Below are 16874 nucleotides of genomic sequence, written 5' to 3'. Positions count from 1 at the left end.
GAGGCCCCTGGGTGCTTTCAAGGGCTTCTCGGGGTCTCTCCGCGGCCGTCAGTCGTCGTCCGGGCGGGGAGCTCGGGGGCCGCCCAGTTCGACCGCGGTGCAGCGCCAGCGGAGGTCCTGGCCCTGTTCCAGGCGGAAGGCCATGGCGCGCAACTGGTCGCCGGCGCCGATGCGGGCGAAGGCCTCCACGGCGCCCTGGCGGGGGACGTAGTAGCCGATGTCGCGGACGACGGGGCGGGAGCCGCGGGTGCGCAGGGGGCCGCGTTCGGCCAGCCAGGCCAGTTCGTCGTAGGCGCGGCCCGCGGTGTGCCGGAGCATCGAGTGGACGGGGCGCTGACCGCTCAGGACGGCGAGGAGGAGGTCGGCGAAGAGATCGGTGGGACGGGGTTGGGGGACGAGACGGGGTTGAGGGACGAGACGGGGTTGGGAAACGGGGACGTGGGGTCGGCGGGGGGTCTGGGGCGGAACGAGAGGGATGAGGTCCGTGGGGACGTCCGGGCCGGCGTCGGAGGTGGTGTCCGGAGTGGCCGCGAGGCGGGTGGTGTCCGGAGTGGCCGCGAGGCGGGTGGTGTCCGGAGTAGCCGTGAGGCGGGTGGTGTCCGGAGTGGCGGTGAGGCGGGTGGTGGGCGGCGTGCCGGTTCGGGTGGGGGTGCCCTGGGGGCGGCTGTCCGTGGGCCTCGTGCGGGGGCGGGTGCCGTGGCCGGGGGAGCCCGGTGGGCGGCCGTCGCCGGGGGACGTACGGGGGGTGCTGCCGCCGGGTGTGCGCGGTGGGCCGCCGGCGGGGCGGCGGGAGTCGTGGCGGGCCGGCGGGCGGGTGCCGGGGCGGTGCTGGGCCCTGGTCATGACCTTGTTCATGGGATCCCCGTTCTGCGAGCCCGGAAAGTACCGGGCGGTAACTTCGTGCTTGGGGATCTTGTACGGGGCCGCGGGTCACGACGGCAAGGAAGCCGAGAGCCGGGTCGGACGGCCGGAATCTTCACCTATCAGGGTGATGCGAGGGGGTGGAGGCCCATGATCCCGGGAGCGGGCCGGGTGAATTCCGGGACGGGGGTGGACGCTTCACGGAGCCCGGGCAGGGACTCGAAAGGGGACGCCCGCACGTATCCTGAAGGCCTTCGCGGAGCCCCTCCGCCCGCGTCCTTCGACCACGTTCCCCGACCACGAAAGCGGCCAGCCATGCGCGTCTACGTCCCCCTGACCCTCCCCGGTCTCGCCGAGGCGTACAAGACGGGTGAGCTGGGGGCCGAGCCGCTCCTCGCCTACGCCGTCACGCCCGCCCTGCGTGAGTGGTACCTCTCCGACGACATCGAGGAACTGGAGTACGCGGCACTGAACCGGGCCGCGCTCGCCTCGCTGCGGCTGCTCGCGGCGGACGCCGGGGCCGTGCGGCGCCGGGTCGTGGTGGCCGTCGACGTGGCCGACGGGGCGGCGGTCGCTGACCCCGACCGGGCGCTGGACCCCACGGCGCTCGGAGAGGTGCGGGTCGCCGGGACGGTGAAGCTCGCCAAGGCCGCCGCGGTCCATGTCGACTCGGACGACGCGGAGGAGGACGTCACCGCCGCCGTGGACGCGCTGCCGGCGGCGGACGGCGGGGACGACGACGCGCAGTTCGTCGTGGACGGGGCCGAGGACCACGAGCTGCTCTGGTACGCGACGCAGGAGATTCCCCACCTGGTCGGATGGGGCGGCTGAGCCCGTTCTCCGGCCGGTTCTCCCCGCTGTGACCTGCTGGTCTCTTGATTGTCAGTGGGGGCGGGTACGTTTTTGGCATGGGGAAGCTGACAGGGGCGCACATCGTCTGGGACTGGAACGGCACGCTGTTCCACGACAATGACGCGATCATCGGGGCGACGAACGCGGCGTTCGGCGAGCTGGGGCTGGCGCCGATCACGATGGAGCAGTACCGGGCGCTGTACTGCGTGCCGGTGCCGAAGTTCTACGAGCGGTTGCTGGGGCGGCTGCCCACCGATGCCGAGTGGGAGGTCATGGACGAGACCTTCCATCGGTACTACGCCGAGCACCGGGTGGCGTGCCGGCTGGCCGACGGGGCGGTGGAGCTGCTGACGGGGTGGGGAGCGGCCGGGCGCAGCCAGTCGATCCTCAGCATGTACGTGCACGACGAACTGGTGCCGTTGGTGCGCGGGTTCGGGATCGAGGCGCACTTTTTGCGGGTGGACGGGCGGACCGGGCCTTCGGGGGGCAGCAAGGCGGAGCACATGGAGCGGCACCTCGCCGCGCTGGTGGGGGTGGAGGCGGCTCGGACCGTGGTGATCGGGGACGCCGCGGATGATGCTGTGGCGGCGATGCGGGTGGGGGCGCAGGCCGTGCTGTACACCGGCGGGTCGCACAGCAGGGCCAGTCTTGAGGGCGTGGGGGTGCCGGTGGTGGACACCCTGGCTGAGGCGGTAACGGAGGCGGAGCGAATAGCGGCGTGACGGGTGAGTGCCGGGGGTTGGGTGCCGGGTGATGTGGTGCCGGTGCCGCTGTGCCCTTCGCTGACCTCGACTCCCCTATGTCACCGGTGCCTTCGCCCTGAGTACTCGTAGGAACTCCCTCATCCACGCCGAGTGGTCCGGCCAGGCTCGGGAGGAGATCAGGGTGCCGTCGACCACCACCTCGGCGTCCTGGAAAGCCGCGCCGGCGGACTGCATGTCGGGTTCCAGGGCCGGGTACGCCGTGACGCGGCGGCCGCGGAGGCCGTCGACCGCGGCGGTGAGCAGGGGGCCGTGGCAGATCTGGGCGACCGGCTTGTCCGCGTCGAAGAAGGACTTGAGGATCTTGCGGAGTTCGGGGTCGTTGCGGAGGTACTCGGGGGCACGGCCGCCGGGGATGACGAGGGCGGCGTACTGGCCGGCGTCGACCTCGGCGAAAGCCAGGTCGGCGGGCCAGGTGTACCCGGGCTTCTCGGTGTAGGTGTCGAAGCCGGGCTCGAAGTCGTGGACGACGAACCGGAGCTGTTTGCGGGCGGGGGCCGCGATGTGGACGTCGTAGCCCTCCTCACGGAGCCGCTGGTAGGGGTACAGGACTTCCAGTGACTCCGCCGCGTCGCCGGTGACGATCAGGATTTTGGCTGTCATGTCGGCAACGTGCATCCAGGAGACCGGCTTGCCAAGGGGGTGTGCATCAACGGGGACCGCGCGGAGCGGAGGACGGGCTCGCGACCCGTTCCGGGGGAGGGGCGGACGGTCGGCTGGACGGCGGACGGCCCGTCGGACGGCGTGTCCTGTTACGACGGCTTCGCCCGTTCCGCCCCTGTGCAGACTGTCAAACTTCCACCCCCGGTTTTGTACACATACGGCTCATGACGACCCCCCTGTAAGGAGCGATAGCCTTGGTGGCGTGATCAGCGCGATAGTTCGCGGGGGCGCTGTGGCTCCCGCCCTGCGCCCGGTGTGCACGGAACATCTCCGTGGCCGGGCGGCGGCCGCTGGTCCGCGCGGGCGGGACGGGGTCGCAAGGACCCTCATGACGCCGCTTACACCCTCGTCAGCGACGCGGCAGAGAGCAGCGTCACACCCGTCGAGCGTGTCGGGAATGGCTGATATCCCCCCGCTCATCTCACCCTGCGGCATAGCGTCGGAGCAGACCGGAGACCCCGGGCCGTGGCGTCGAGCCGCAGGAGAAGAGACCGTACTTCCTTCTACGTCACGCAACGGCGCGCGACAGGAGTCAGAGGACAATGCAGACCAAGCTGGACGAAGCAAAGGCCGAGCTGCTCGAAAGGGCTGCACGGGTAGCTGAGAACAGCCCGGTCGGGGGGCACCTACCGACTGGGACGACCGACGAGGACACTCCCCGCACCCCGGACACCCCGGACAGCGAGACCGTGCTCTCGTTCCTCCAGCGCTACTACCTGCACACCGCCCCGGAAGACCTCACCGGCCGCGACCCGATCGACGTCTACGGCGCCGCGCTCTCCCACTACCGGCTGGGCGAGACGCGCCCGCAGGGTACGGCCAATGTGCGGGTCCACACGCCGACGGTGGAGGAGAACGGGTGGACGTGCACCCACTCCGTCGTCGAGGTCGTCACCGACGACATGCCCTTCCTCGTCGACTCCGTCACCAACGAGCTGACCCGGCAGGGACGCGGCATCCATGTCGTGATCCACCCCCAGGTCGTCGTCCGCCGCGACGTCACCGGCAAGCTGATCGAGATCCTCACCGTTCCGCCGGCCGCCCGGGATCTCCCGCACGACGCGCACACCGAGTCCTGGATCCATGTCGAGATCGACCGCGAGACCGACCGCTCCGACCTGAAGCAGATCACCAACGACCTGCTGCGTGTGCTGTCCGACGTCCGTGAGGCCGTCGAGGACTGGGAGAAGATGCGGGACGCGGCCCTGCGGATGGCAGACGAGCTGCCCGCCGAGCCCGTCGCCACCGATCTGCGCGACAGCGAGATCGAGGAGGCCCGCGAGCTGCTGCGCTGGCTGGCCGCCGACCACTTCACCTTCCTCGGCTACCGCGAGTACCAGCTGCGCGAGGACGACTCCCTCGCGGCCGTCCCCGGCACCGGCCTCGGCATCCTGCGCTCCGACCCGCACCACGCCGGGGAGGAGGGCCACCCGGTCAGCCCGTCCTTCGAGCGGCTGCCCGCCGACGCCCGCGCCAAGGCCCGTGAGCACAACCTGCTCGTGCTGACCAAGGCCAACAGCCGGGCGACCGTGCACCGGCCGTCGTACCTCGACTACATCGGCGTCAAGAAGTTCGACGCGGACGGCAATGTCATCGGCGAGCGGCGTTTCCTCGGTCTGTTCTCCTCCGCCGCGTACACCGAATCGGTGCGCCGGGTTCCGGTCATCCGGCGCAAGGTGGACGAAGTGCTGGAGCGGGCCGGGTTCTCGCCCCACAGCCACGACGGCCGTGACCTGCTCCAGATCCTGGAGACCTACCCGCGCGACGAGCTCTTCCAGACCCCCGCCGACGAGCTGGAGTCCATCGCGACCTCCGTCCTGTACCTCCAGGAGCGGCGCCGGCTGCGCCTGTACCTGCGGCAGGACGAGTACGGCCGCTACTACTCGGCCCTCGTCTACCTGCCCCGCGACCGCTACACCACCGGTGTGCGCCTGCGGATCATCGACATCCTCAAGGAGGAACTCGACGGCATCAGCGTCGACTTCACCGCCTGGAACACCGAGTCGATCCTGTCCCGGCTGCACTTCGTGGTCCGTGTCCCGCAGGGCACCGAGCTGCCGCAGCTCAGCGACAGCGACAAGGAGCGCATCGAGGCCCGCCTGGTCGAGGCCGCCCGCTCCTGGGCCGACGGTTTCGCCGAGGCGCTCAACGCCGAGCTCGGCGAGGAGCGTGCCGCGGAGCTGATCCGCCACTACGGCAACGCCTTCCCCGAGGGCTACAAGGCCGACCACACCCCGCGCTCCGCGGTCGCCGACCTCGTCCACATCGAGAAGCTCTCCGAGGACGAGGACCACGACTTCGCCCTGAGCCTGTACGAGCCGGTCGGCGCCGCCCCCGAGGAGCGCCGCTTCAAGATCTACCGCAAGGGCGACGCGATCTCCCTGTCCGCGGTGCTTCCGGTGCTGACCCGGCTCGGTGTCGAGGTCACGGACGAGCGGCCGTACGAACTGCGGTGCGCGGACCGCAGTGTCGCCTGGATCTACGACTTCGGCCTGCGCATGCCCACGTCGCAGAACGGCGGCGACTACCACGGCGACGACGGCCGCGAGCGCTTCCAGGAGGCGTTCGCCGCCACCTGGACCGGCAAGGCGGAGAACGACGGCTTCAACGCCCTGGTGCTGAGCGCCGGGCTCGGCTGGCGTCAGGCGATGGTCCTGCGGGCGTACGCCAAGTACCTGCGCCAGGCGGGCTCGACCTTCTCGCAGGACTACATGGAGGACACCCTCCGCCACAACGTCCACACCACCCGGCTGCTCGTCTCCCTGTTCGAGGCGCGGATGTCGCCGGACCGCCAGCGCGCGGGCCACGAACTGGTCGACGCTCTCCTGGAGGAGCTCGACGCGGCGCTCGACCAGGTCGCGAGCCTGGACGAGGACCGGATCCTCAGGTCCTTCCTGACCGTCATCAAGGCGACCCTGCGCACCAACTTCTTCCAGGAGGCCGCGGGCGGCAAGCCGCACGACTACGTCTCCATGAAGTTCGACCCGCAGGCCATCCCGGACCTGCCGGCTCCGCGCCCGGCGTTCGAGATCTGGGTCTACTCGCCGCGTGTCGAGGGTGTGCACCTGCGCTTCGGCAAGGTCGCGCGCGGTGGCCTGCGCTGGTCCGACCGCCGTGAGGACTTCCGCACCGAGATCCTCGGCCTCGTCAAGGCGCAGATGGTGAAGAACACCGTCATCGTGCCGGTCGGCGCCAAGGGCGGCTTCGTCGCCAAGCAGCTGCCGGACCCGAGCGTGGACCGGGACGCGTGGCTGGCCGAGGGCATCGGCAGCTACAAGACGTTCATCTCGGCGCTCCTCGACATCACCGACAACATGGTCGCCGGCGAGGTCGTGCCCCCGGCGGACGTCGTCCGGCACGACGAGGACGACACCTACCTGGTCGTCGCCGCCGACAAGGGCACCGCCACCTTCTCCGACATCGCCAACGGGGTCGCGGAGTCGTACAACTTCTGGCTCGGCGACGCCTTCGCCTCCGGTGGCTCGGCCGGCTACGACCACAAGGGCATGGGCATCACCGCCCGCGGTGCCTGGGAGTCCGTCAAGCGGCACTTCCGCGAGCTGGACCTCGACACCCAGTCCGAGGACTTCACCGTGGTCGGCATCGGTGACATGTCCGGTGACGTGTTCGGCAACGGCATGCTGCTGAGTGAGCACATCCGGCTGGTCGCCGCCTTCGACCACCGGCACATCTTCATCGACCCGAAGCCCGACGCGGCCACCTCCTACGCCGAGCGCCGCCGCATCTTCGAGCTGCCGAGGTCGAGCTGGGAGGACTACAACGCCGACCTGATCTCGACCGGCGGCGGCGTCTTCCCCCGTACCGCCAAGTCCATCCCGGTCAACGCCCACATCCGCGAGGCCCTCGGCATCGAGGACAAGGTCACCAAGATGACCCCGGCCGACCTGATGAGGGCGATCCTCCAGGCGCCGGTGGACCTGCTGTGGAACGGCGGCATCGGCACCTATGTGAAGGCCTCCACCGAGACCCACGCGGACGTCGGCGACAAGGCCAACGACCCGATCCGCGTCGACGGCGCCGACCTGCGCGTCAAGGTCGTCGGAGAGGGCGGCAACCTGGGCCTGACCCAGCTCGGCCGCATCGAGTTCGCGCTGCACGGCGGCAAGATCAACACCGACGCCATCGACAACAGCGCCGGCGTGGACACCTCCGACCACGAGGTGAACATCAAGATCCTGCTCAACGGCCTGGTCACCGAAGGCGACATGACCGTCAAGCAGCGCAACAAGCTGCTCGCCGAGATGACCGACGAGGTCGGCCGCCTGGTGCTGCGCAACAACTACGCGCAGAACACCGCCATCGCCAACGCGCTCGCCCAGTCCAAGGACATGCTCCACGCCCAGCAGCGCTTCATGAAGCACCTGGTGCGCGAGGGCCACCTCGACCGGGCCCTGGAGTTCCTGCCCACCGACCGCCAGATCCGCGAACGCCTCGCCCAGGGACAGGGCCTGACCGGCCCGGAGACCGCCGTCCTGCTGGCGTACACGAAGATCACGGTCGCCGACGAGCTCCTGCACACCGGCCTGCCGGACGACCCGTACCTGCGCACCCTGCTGCACGCGTACTTCCCGACCGCGCTGCACGAGAAGTTCTCCGAGCACATCGACAGCCACCCGCTGCACCGCGAGATCACCACGACCGTCCTGGTCAACGACACCGTCAACACCGGCGGTACGACCTATCTGCACCGCCTGCGCGAGGAGACCGGCGCCTCCCTGGAGGAGATCGTCCGGGCGCAGACCGTGGCCCGCGCCATCTTCCGCTCCGGCGTGGTGTGGGACGGCGTCGAGGCGCTCGACAACCGGGTCGAGGCCGCCGTACTGACCCGGATCCGGCTGCACTCGCGGCGCCTGGTCGAACGCGGTACGCGCTGGCTGCTCAACAACCGGCCGCAGCCGCTCCAGCTCGCCGAGACCGTCGAGTTCTTCGGCGACCGCGTCGAACTGGTGTGGTCGCAGCTGCCGAAGCTGCTGCGGGGCGCGGATCTGGAGTGGTACCAGAAGATCTACGACGAGCTGAGCGGCGCCGGTGTCCCGGACGAACTCGCCACGCGCGTGGCCGGGTTCTCCTCCGCCTTCCCGGCGCTGGACATCGTCTCGGTGGCCGACCGCATGGGCCGCGACCCGATGGATGTCGCCGAGGTGTACTACGACCTCGCCGACCGCCTCCACATCACCCAGCTCATGGACCGCATCATCGAGCTCCCGCGTGCCGACCGCTGGCAGTCCATGGCCCGCGCGTCGATCCGCGAGGACCTTTACGCGGCCCACTCCGCGCTGACGGCCGACGTGCTCGCGGTGGGCAACGGCACCTCGACCCCCGACCAGCGCTTCAAGGCCTGGGAGGAGAAGAACGCCCCCATCCTCGGCCGGGCGCGCGTCACCCTGGAGGAGATCCAGAGCTCGGACTCCTTCGACCTCGCCAACCTCTCGGTGGCGATGCGCACGATGAGGACGCTGCTGCGCCAGCACTCGTAAGACATGCGGCACTCGTAAGGCCTACGGCCCCTTCTTCGGGCCTACGACGATGAGGGCGCCCGGGACCGTCGAGTCCCGGGCGCCCTCGTCCGCGCCCTTCGGCTGTGACGTCAGGCCGCGACCTTCGGCTGTGACGTCAGGCCGCGACCTTCGGCTGTGACGTCAGGCCGCGACCTTCGGCCGTGACGTCAGGCCGCGACCTTCGGCTGCGGCTTGGCCCTGTCCTTGTCCGGGCCGCCCGTGAAGTCCTCGTAGGCGGCCAGGACCTCGTCGGTCGGGCCGTCCATGCGCAGTTCACCGCGCTCCAGCCACAGGACGCGATCGCAGGTGTCGCGGATGGACTTGTTGCTGTGGCTGACCAGGAACACCGTGCCCGCGTGCTTGCGCAGTTCGCGGATCCGGTCCTCAGAACGCTTCTGGAAGGAGCGGTCGCCGGTCGCGAGCGCCTCGTCGATCAGCAGCACGTCGTGGTCCTTGGCGGCGGCGATGGAGAAGCGCAGACGGGCCGCCATGCCGGAGGAGTAGGTGCGCATCGGGAGGGTGATGAAGTCGCCCTTCTCGTTGATGCCGGAGAAGTCGACGATCTCCTGGTAGCGGTCCCTGACCTGCTCGCGGGACATGCCCATGGCGAGGCCGCCGAGGTAGACGTTGCGCTCGCCGGTGAGGTCGTTCATCAGGGCCGCGTTGACGCCGAGCAGGGAGGGCTGGCCGTCGGTGTAGATGCGGCCGTTCTCCACCGGGAGCAGGCCCGCGACCGCCTTGAGCAGGGTCGACTTGCCGGAGCCGTTGGTGCCGATCAGGCCGATGGCCTCGCCCTTGTAGGCGACGAAGGAGACGTTCTTGACGGCGTGCACCTTGCGGACGCCCGCCGCCTTCTCGGCCTGGCCCTTGCGCAGCATGCGGTTGAGGGCGGCGGTGGCGGAGCCCTTGCCGGCGCCGGTGCCGTTGACGCGGTAGACGATGTCGACGCCGTCGACGACGACGGTGGGGATCAGCTCGTTCTCGATGTCAGCCACGGCCGTACGTCTCCTCAGCCTTCCAGAAGTAGATGAAGCCGCCGATGCCGGCGACCAGCGCCCAGCCCGTCGCGATCGGCCACACGTGGTGCGGCAGCTGGCTGGAGTGGAAGCTGTCGATCAGGGCGTAGCGCATCAGGTCGATGTAGACGGCGGCCGGGTTGGCCTGGAGGACCGGGACCACCCAGTGCGGCCAGCCGTGATGGCCCTTGGCCAGCTTGTCGATGCTCCACATCACGCCGGAGACGTACATCCACGTGCGCAGGATGAACGGCATCAGCTGGGCGATGTCGGGGGTCTTGGCGCCCATCCGCGCCATGACCATGGAGACGCCGGCGTTGAAGGTGAACTGGAGGACCAGCGCCGGGATCGCCAGCAGCCAGGACGCGCTGACCGCCACGCCGAAGCAGAGCAGGATGACGACCAGTGCGCCCATCGAGAACAGCAGCTGCTGAAGCTGCTGGAGGCAGAACGAGATCGGCAGCGCGGCCCGCGGGAAGTGCAGCGCCCGCACCAGGCCCAGGTTGCCCGAGATGGCGCGGGTGCCCGCCAGGATCGAGCTCTGGGTGAACGTCCAGATGAACACGCCCGTCACCAGGAACGGGATGTAGTCCGGCACGCCCTTCTTGGTGCCCAGCAGCACGCCGAAGATGAAGAAGTAGACCGCCGCGTTCAGCAGGGGGTTCATCACCTGCCAGACCTGGCCCAGCTTCGCCTGGCTGTACTGCGCGGTGAGCTTGGCGGTGGCGAACGCGGCGATGAAGTGCCGTCGCGCCCACAGCTCTCGGACGTACACGGGCAGGGAGGGACGGGCACCGCTGACGGCGAGGCCGTGACGGGCGGCAAGGGCCGCGAGGTCGCCGTCGGCCGGGGCCGCTGTGGGGGGCGGTGTGTCGAGGACCTGGCTCACATCCGCTGCTTTCACTCGGGGGGTGGGGTGGTGCGTCGGTGCGTGGCGCTTGTGCGGCGAGTGGGTCCGGCACCCGAAGTTTTCTTACGTGACTCTTTACGTTCTCTTACGTCGGAACGGGACCGTATCGTCGCAACGTGAGCGTAGGACGAGTGAGCGTCGGAACGCAACCGTTTCGTCGTGACCTCACACGTTGGAACGCGACCGTTTCGTCGTAACCGTACGCGTCGGAACGAGACCGTTTCGTCGCTACGCCCTATGCTGGTCCGCATGACGACCAACGCCGACGCGCCGCAGACCCGTCCGCGCCGCCGCGCCCCGGCCGGAGCCGCCGTTCTCCGCGAGGATGTGACGGAAGCCATTCGGGCGGCCGTCTTCGAGGAGCTCGCGGCCGTCGGGTACGCGCGGATGTCGATCGAGGGCATCGCGCGCCGCGCGGGCGTCGGCAAGACCGCGGTCTACCGCCGCTGGCGTTCCAAGCTGCACCTGGTCCTCGACGTCGTCTCGGAGATCGCGGTGATGGGCCTGCCGGTGCCGGACACGGGCTCGCTCCAGGACGACCTGCGGATGTTGTACGAGGTCACGTCGAGGGCGTTGCGGCACCCCGTGGCCTCGCAGATCCTCCCGGACCTCCAGGCCGAGGCGGCCCGTAACCCCGAGATCGCCGAAGCCCTCCAGAACGCCTTGCAGAAGGGTCAGGAGGGCGTCGCCAGCAAGATCATCGTGGCGGCGGAGCAGCGCGGTGAGATCCGGCCCGGCCTCAACGACGAACTGGCCCTCGACCTGATCTCGGGCCCGCTGTACTGGCGTTCCGTGGTGATCCGCAGCCCCAAGCTGCCCAAGGGCTACCTCGCGGCGCTGGCGCACGCGACCACGGAGGCGTTGAAGGCGCTCTGAGCGCTGTGCCGGGCCTCCCGTGTCCCTACGCGATCGGGAAGTCGAAGTAGGTGTCTGGGTACGGCTCGTCGGCGAGGGTGTAATGCCACCACTCGCGCTCGTACGCGGTGAATCCGCAGGCCTCCATGAGGGAGCGCAGGTGCCGGCGGTGCCGTGTCGCGTCGGGCGCGATGCCCGGGGCGCCGTGGTGCGATACCGGGTCCATCAGGTCGTGGCCGCTGCCCATGGGGACGAGTTCGTTCGTGGCCAGGTCGTAGAGCGTGAGGTCGACTGTGCCGCCCCGGCTGTGGCCCGACCTGGCGGCCACGTATCCCTGCTCGAACATCTCGGCCCGTCCCATACGGGGGTAGTGCCGCGACTTCGTACGGCCGTCCTCGGGCTGTCGCGACCAGCGCACGAAGCAGTCGACGGCGTGCTGAGGGCGATAGCCGTCCCAGAGCAGCAGCCCGAACCCCACCGACGCGGCTTTCTCCTGCGCCCTTTCCAGGGCCGCGCACAGCGCTCTCGTGCCGACGATCCGATTGGCCAGGTATCCGTCCACGGGTTTGCCGGTGAAGTTGTCCCAGGTGGCGTACTTGGCGTCCCAGCGAATTCCTGACGCCCATTCGTCCACGTAGAAGAAGTCGTCCTCCGCCGGTGCCAACGGCTTCATCGCGTCTTCCTCGTCAGTGCGAGGGAGATCGTGCGGTCGATCACTTCGGAGAGCGGCAGACCCGCCGCCGCCATCATCCTCGGATAGCGGCTGTACGAGGTCATGCCGGGGAAGGTGTTGACCTCGTTGAGGACCACGTCGCCGTCCTCTGTGAGGAACAGGTCCACCCGTGCGAGACCGCTGCACCCGAGGGCGCGGTAGACGGCCTTGGCCGTGTCCCGTACGAGGTCCCGCGCATCCTCCGGTATGTCGGCGGGGACGATCGCCGTCGAGTTGTCGGAACCGGTCTCCGGGGCGTCCTCCTGATGGATCCGGAAGAATCCGTGCGAGAGGGCGATGCGGTCCACCTCACCGGTGATCAGGTCGGACTCGTCTCCGAGGACCGCGCAGCCGATCTCGCTTCCGGCGACGGCCTCTTCGACCAGCACCTTCGCGTCGTACTGCCGGGCCGCCCGGATCGCGTCCGGCAGTTCCTCCTCCCGGGACACCTTGGTGACGCCGAACGAGGACCCCGACCGGGCCGGTTTCACGAAGACCGGATAGGTGAGCCGGGCGGGATCGACGGCCTCGTCCGCGCTGACGGTCCAGAAATTCGGCGTGGCGATTCCCGCGCTCCTGGCGACGACATAGGCAAGGGATTTGTCCATGCACAGGGCGGAACTCTGGATGTCGCAGCCGACGTAGGGAATTCCGGAGAGCTCCAGCAGACCCTGCACCGCGCCGTCCTCGCCGAACGGGCCGTGCAGCACGGGCAGCACCACGTCCAGTCGGACCGTGCCGTAGCGCCCCTGCTCGCCGTCATCGAGGACGAGCAGTCCGTGTGTGCCGCCGTCCGGCGACAGTGCGACGGGGCGACTGTCGCCGTTCTCCCAGCCTTCTCCGGGACCGTCGCAGAGCCTCCAGGAACCGTTCTTCGTCACCCCGATCCAGACGGGTTCGTATTTCTCGGGATCGAGGTTCCGGGCCACCTCGCGCGCGGACTTGACGGAGACGGGGTGTTCCTCGGAACGGCCTCCGAAAATGATGCCGACCTTCAGCTCAGGCATGCTGGTTCCCGCTTTCGAATGACAGGCAGTTGGTGAGGGAGTTCCGCACGGTGTCGCGCAGGGCGTGATCCGTGTAGTAGGCGGTGTGCGGGGTGATGAGCGCGTTCGGCAGCTCCTGCAACCGCAACAGCGTTTTGCTCTGCATGGGCCGGTACCGGCGGTCGGCGTAGAAGACGCCTTCCTCGCCCTCGACGACATCCAGCGCGGCGCCGCCCAGCCTGCCGCTCTCCAGCTCCCGGACGAGGGCCTCGGTGTCGATGAGCGCGCCCCGTCCGGTGTTGACGATCAGTGCCCCGTCCTTCAGTCGTGCCAGGCGCCGCCGGTCCAGCAGGTGGCGCGTGGCCGCGGTGAGCGGCGCGTGCAGCGTGACCAGGTCGCTCCGCCGGAGCAGTTCGTCGAGCGGGACGTGCTCGACGGCGGCGCCGGGGCGGTCCACGGGACGCGGGTCGTGGACCAGGACGCGGGACCCGAACCCTCGCAACCGGTCCATGACCGCCGTGCCGATACGGCCTGCCCCGACCACCCCGACCGTCAGATCGCGCAGTTCCCTGCCGGGCATGTCACTCAGCCGGTAATCGTGCACATCGGTGCGGCGGACGATGGATTTCGCGTCCCGCAACGCCATCAGCATGAGCATCAGCGTGTGGTCGGCGACACTGTCCGGCGAATACGAGACGTTCCCGACGGAGATCCCGATGCTCTCCGCGTATTCCACGTCGATGTGATTGCAGCCGATGCTCCGCGTGGAGACGTACCGCACACCGGCCCGGCCGAGGAAACGCAAAGCGGCGTGTGTGACGGACGACTTGTGGCCGACACTGACGCACCGGCTGCCGACGGCCAGTTCGGCATTGGTACCGGTCACCGGTGCGTCGGTGACCACCGGGCGAACACCGAGGCCGGGCGCCAACTCGCGGAACAGAACGGCTTCTTCCGGGCCGCACCCGTACGCGGTGATGCGGGTCGTTTTGCTGTGGGTCATGCCCTAAGCCAACGCCGTGTGCCGTTGCCGCAGCGTATGGGGTTTTCGATATGCCCGCGATAAGTCCCCCTGCTTTCACTGGAGTTATGACTCGTACTGCTCAAGGCGTGATGTCCAGGGAATCGGCGTGATTCCCCTCGGTCTCGGCGAGATCGCCGAAATCGTCGGCGGGAAAGCGGAGGGCGACACCTTCGTCAACGTCACCGCGCCGGCCGTGCTCGACAGCCGGCGGGCCGAGCCAGGAGGCCTCTTCGTCGCCTTCGCCGGTGAGCACGCCGACGGCCATGACTACGCGGAACAGGCCGGGCGGTCCGGGGCGGTGGCCGTGCTCGGCTCCCGGCCCACACCGCTGCCCACCGTCGTCGTCGAGGACGTCCGCAGCGCGCTTCGGAGGCTCGCCGCCCACGTGGTCGACCGGTTGCGCGACGGGCTGACCGTCGTCGGTGTGACCGGCTCGCAGGGCAAGACCGGCACCAAGGACCTGCTGGGGGCCGCGCTGTCGGCCGCGGGGCCGACGGTCGCCACCACCGGCTCGCTCAACAACGAACTCGGTGTGCCGCTCACCATGCTGCGCACCCGGGCCGACACCCGTTTCCTCGTCCTGGAGATGGGAGCCCGCCATGTCGGCGACATCGCCGCGCTCACCGCCCTGGTCGCGCCCGACATCGGTGTCGTCCTGCACGTCGGCGTGGCCCACCTCGGCGCGTTCGGTTCCCGCGCGGCCATCGCCCGCGCCAAGGGCGAACTGGTGCAGGGGCTCGCGCCCGGCGGCACCGCCGTCCTCAACGCCGACGACCCCCGGGTGGCCGCGATGCACGCCCTCACCGACGGACCGGTGTCGACGTTCGGCCGGGCGGCCCGCGCCGACGTACGGGCTCTCGACCTGGTCCTCGACCGGTACGGCCGGCCGTCCTGCACGCTGCGGACCCGTACTGCCTCGGCGCAGGTCACGCTGCCGCACATCGGCGCCCACCAGGTGAGCAACGCGTCTGCGGCCGTGGCGGCGGCGCTCGCGGCCGGAGTTCCCCTCGACGTCACCGCGGCGGCACTGGAAACCGCCCCGCTGTCGCCCTGGCGGATGGAGCCGCGTGACCTCGTGTGCGGGGCGACGCTGCTCAACGACTCCTACAACGCCAATCCCGACTCGGTCCGCGCCGCCCTGGACGCGCTGGCGGCCGTCGAGGGCGGGCGCCGCATCGCCGTACTCGGCGCGATGCTCGAACTCGGCGACGACAGCGACGCCGAGCACCGCGCTGTCGGGGCCTACGCCGCCGCCCGGGCCGACGTGGTGGCCGTCGTGGGGGAGGCGGCCCGGCCGATCGCCGACGGGGCGGGAGAGCGGGCGGTGGTCCTGGCCGACCGTGACGTGGCCGTGGAGTGGCTGCGGGGTCGGCTCACGACAGGCGACGTGGTCCTGGTCAAGGCGTCCCGCGGGGCCCGTCTCGACGAAGTCGCCACCGCGCTTCCGTAGGCGCCACGCACTGAAGGGCCCGGTACGGCTCAGCGCCCGCGCCGCCGCATGTAGAGGTCGAAGGCCCGGTACACCATCGGGCGCAGCGGCAGGTCCCACTCGCCGGCGTACCGGACCGCCCGCCCGCCGAGGCCGGACTTGAAGCGGACCAGGCCCACATGCGGGTCGTCGGCGTCGAGGGTGGAGGTGATGCCGCGCAGGTCGTAGACGTCGCAGCCTGCGCCGAGCGCGGCGCGGATCATCGCCCACTGACAGGCGTTGGAGCCGCGCACCTCGCGCTTGGCGGTGGCGGAGGCGCCGTAGGCGTACACCGCGTGCGCGCCGACGCGGACCATGACCGTGGCGGCGACCAAGTCGCCCTGGTGGTGAGCCAGATAGAGCGTGATCCGCCCGGGATCCTCGGCACCCAGCACCGCGAACATGGTCTCGAAGTAGGGCAGCGGCCGGGGCGTGAAGGCGTCGCGCCCGGCGGTGTGGACGTACAGGTCGTGAAACGACTTGAGGTCGTCGGCACTTGTGCCGACCGAGACCTCGACGCCCTCCTTGGCCGCCTTCTTGATGTTGCGGCGCCACTGCTGGTTCATGGCCCCGAGCAGCTCGTCCTCGGTCCGGCCGGCCAGCGGCACCTCGTACTTGAACTGCGGATGCCCCACCCCGAATCCGTCCTGCGGGCTCTGCGGCAGCCAGCCCGCGGCCTCGAGCCCGCTGCTCACGCGGGTGCCGACCGGATCGCGCCGGCCGGGCAGGTCGGTCAGCCGCCCTGCGCCCGGATCGGCGAGCCCCTCCTTGACCTGTGCGGCGCTCCACGTGTCGGTCACCACCGGCGGGCCCAGCCGGATCGCGAACGCGCCCCGTGACCTGAGCCGGGCCGCCAGCGGGTCGAGCCACCCGCCGAGCTCGCCGCCCCAGTCGATGACCGGGCCCTCCGGCAGATACGCCAGGGTGAACCGGTCGAGCCGCGGCACCGGCCGGTACAGGACGAGCCCCGCTCCGACCAGGCGCGGGCCGTCGAACCAGCCCAGGGACTCGCTGCGCCACTCCGTCTTGACGCGGCCCCACGCGGGGGTCTGCAAGAAGCTCACCGACCGCTGGGCCCGCACGAACGCCAGATGATCGGCCGCGCTGATCGGCCTGACGACGAGGTTCCCGACTGGTCCCGGTGCTGGTTCGATCGACATACGACCAGTCAAGGCGGCGGTGTGTTGCCCGGGCGTATGGGGTTCCTGATACGCCGACGATATGTCAGCACCGCCGCCCCGGCGCCC

General features: G+C 70.0%; 13 protein-coding genes. 5 read left to right on the top strand and 8 right to left on the bottom strand.

Features of this window, described 5'->3' with window-relative positions; genetic code table 11:
• Positions 1-48: 48 nt before the first annotated feature.
• Positions 49-855, bottom strand: coding sequence for an Rv3235 family protein (locus tag IF54_RS0121845; protein WP_030321221.1), 807 nt, complete (start codon positions 853-855; stop codon positions 49-51).
• A gap of 321 nt (positions 856-1176) precedes the next feature.
• Here IF54_RS0121845 and IF54_RS0121840 point away from each other — a divergent pair, with 321 nt between their 5' ends.
• Positions 1177-1692, top strand: coding sequence for a DUF6912 family protein (locus tag IF54_RS0121840; protein ID WP_030321219.1), 516 nt, complete (start codon positions 1177-1179; stop codon positions 1690-1692).
• Between the two features lie 77 nt (positions 1693-1769).
• Positions 1770-2435 (top strand): HAD family hydrolase, encoded by a 666-nt coding sequence (locus IF54_RS0121835; protein WP_030321215.1) that lies wholly within the window; start codon positions 1770-1772, stop codon positions 2433-2435.
• A gap of 75 nt (positions 2436-2510) precedes the next feature.
• Here IF54_RS0121835 and IF54_RS0121830 read toward each other — a convergent pair whose 3' ends face one another.
• Positions 2511-3077, bottom strand: a complete 567-nt coding sequence (locus IF54_RS0121830; RefSeq protein ID WP_030321214.1) for a DJ-1/PfpI family protein — start codon at positions 3075-3077, stop codon at positions 2511-2513.
• A gap of 602 nt (positions 3078-3679) precedes the next feature.
• Here IF54_RS0121830 and IF54_RS0121825 point away from each other — a divergent pair.
• Complete coding sequence (locus tag IF54_RS0121825) at positions 3680-8635, top strand: NAD-glutamate dehydrogenase (RefSeq protein WP_030321213.1); 4956 nt, start codon at positions 3680-3682, stop codon at positions 8633-8635.
• A gap of 188 nt (positions 8636-8823) precedes the next feature.
• Here IF54_RS0121825 and IF54_RS0121820 read toward each other — a convergent pair whose 3' ends face one another.
• Together IF54_RS0121820 and IF54_RS0121815 are read right to left on the bottom strand one after the other, a co-directional pair.
• Positions 8824-9651 (bottom strand): ABC transporter ATP-binding protein, encoded by an 828-nt coding sequence (locus IF54_RS0121820; protein WP_030321212.1) that lies wholly within the window; start codon positions 9649-9651, stop codon positions 8824-8826.
• Positions 9644-10561 carry an ABC transporter permease gene (locus tag IF54_RS0121815; protein WP_030321211.1) on the bottom strand — a complete coding sequence of 306 codons (918 nt, stop codon included), beginning with the start codon at positions 10559-10561 and terminating at the stop codon, positions 9644-9646. Before IF54_RS0121815 ends, IF54_RS0121820 begins: the two co-directional genes overlap by 8 nt.
• 258 nt (positions 10562-10819) lie before the next feature.
• Here IF54_RS0121815 and IF54_RS0121810 point away from each other — a divergent pair, with 258 nt between their 5' ends.
• Positions 10820-11458, top strand: coding sequence for a TetR/AcrR family transcriptional regulator (locus IF54_RS0121810; protein ID WP_020139067.1), 639 nt, complete (start codon positions 10820-10822; stop codon positions 11456-11458).
• A 25-nt stretch (positions 11459-11483) separates the two neighbouring features.
• Here the strand turns inward: IF54_RS0121810 and vanX are convergent, their stop codons facing one another.
• Genes vanX through IF54_RS0121795 form a run of 3 tightly spaced genes read right to left on the bottom strand, consistent with a single transcriptional unit; the run spans position 11484 to position 14138 of the window.
• Positions 11484-12110 (bottom strand): D-Ala-D-Ala dipeptidase VanX, encoded by a 627-nt coding sequence (gene vanX / locus IF54_RS0121805; RefSeq protein ID WP_030321210.1) that lies wholly within the window; start codon positions 12108-12110, stop codon positions 11484-11486.
• The gene (gene vanA / locus IF54_RS0121800) at positions 12107-13156 is read right to left on the bottom strand and encodes a D-alanine--(R)-lactate ligase (RefSeq protein WP_030321209.1); all 1050 of its coding nucleotides are present in this window, start codon (positions 13154-13156) and stop codon (positions 12107-12109) included. Before vanA ends, vanX begins: the two co-directional genes overlap by 4 nt.
• Positions 13149-14138 (bottom strand): NAD(P)-dependent oxidoreductase, encoded by a 990-nt coding sequence (locus IF54_RS0121795; RefSeq protein ID WP_063754947.1) that lies wholly within the window; start codon positions 14136-14138, stop codon positions 13149-13151. Before IF54_RS0121795 ends, vanA begins: the two co-directional genes overlap by 8 nt.
• A 127-nt stretch (positions 14139-14265) precedes the next feature.
• On the opposite strand from IF54_RS0121795, the gene IF54_RS0121790 reads away from it, so the two are divergent.
• Positions 14266-15609 (top strand): UDP-N-acetylmuramoyl-tripeptide--D-alanyl-D-alanine ligase, encoded by a 1344-nt coding sequence (locus IF54_RS0121790; protein ID WP_030321203.1) that lies wholly within the window; start codon positions 14266-14268, stop codon positions 15607-15609.
• 29 nt (positions 15610-15638) lie between these two features.
• On the opposite strand, the gene IF54_RS0121785 is transcribed toward IF54_RS0121790, so the two are convergent.
• A complete protein-coding gene (locus tag IF54_RS0121785; RefSeq protein WP_030321202.1) occupies positions 15639-16787 on the bottom strand; it encodes a lipid II:glycine glycyltransferase FemX in 1149 nt (382 codons plus the stop codon).
• Between the last annotated feature and the right edge of the window lie 87 nt (positions 16788-16874).

This window comes from Streptomyces sp. NRRL B-3229 (genome assembly GCF_000719505.1).
Classification (GTDB): Bacteria; Actinomycetota; Actinomycetes; order Streptomycetales; family Streptomycetaceae; genus Streptomyces; species Streptomyces griseorubiginosus.
The sequence above is the reverse complement of the archived record's forward strand: the minus strand, read 5'-3'. Positions and strand labels throughout refer to the sequence as shown.

Coding starts and splice junctions, on each gene's coding strand:
- IF54_RS0121845 (WP_030321221.1), bottom strand. CDS start 855: ATGAACAAGGTCATGACCAGGGCCCAGCACCGCCCCGGCACCCGCCCG.
- IF54_RS0121840 (WP_030321219.1), top strand. CDS start 1,177: ATGCGCGTCTACGTCCCCCTGACCCTCCCCGGTCTCGCCGAGGCGTAC.
- IF54_RS0121835 (WP_030321215.1), top strand. CDS start 1,770: ATGGGGAAGCTGACAGGGGCGCACATCGTCTGGGACTGGAACGGCACG.
- IF54_RS0121830 (WP_030321214.1), bottom strand. CDS start 3,077: ATGACAGCCAAAATCCTGATCGTCACCGGCGACGCGGCGGAGTCACTG.
- IF54_RS0121825 (WP_030321213.1), top strand. CDS start 3,680: ATGCAGACCAAGCTGGACGAAGCAAAGGCCGAGCTGCTCGAAAGGGCT.
- IF54_RS0121810 (WP_020139067.1), top strand. CDS start 10,820: ATGCTGGTCCGCATGACGACCAACGCCGACGCGCCGCAGACCCGTCCG.
- vanX (WP_030321210.1), bottom strand. CDS start 12,110: ATGAAGCCGTTGGCACCGGCGGAGGACGACTTCTTCTACGTGGACGAA.
- vanA (WP_030321209.1), bottom strand. CDS start 13,156: ATGCCTGAGCTGAAGGTCGGCATCATTTTCGGAGGCCGTTCCGAGGAA.
- IF54_RS0121795 (WP_063754947.1), bottom strand. CDS start 14,138: ATGACCCACAGCAAAACGACCCGCATCACCGCGTACGGGTGCGGCCCG.
- IF54_RS0121785 (WP_030321202.1), bottom strand. CDS start 16,787: ATGTCGATCGAACCAGCACCGGGACCAGTCGGGAACCTCGTCGTCAGG.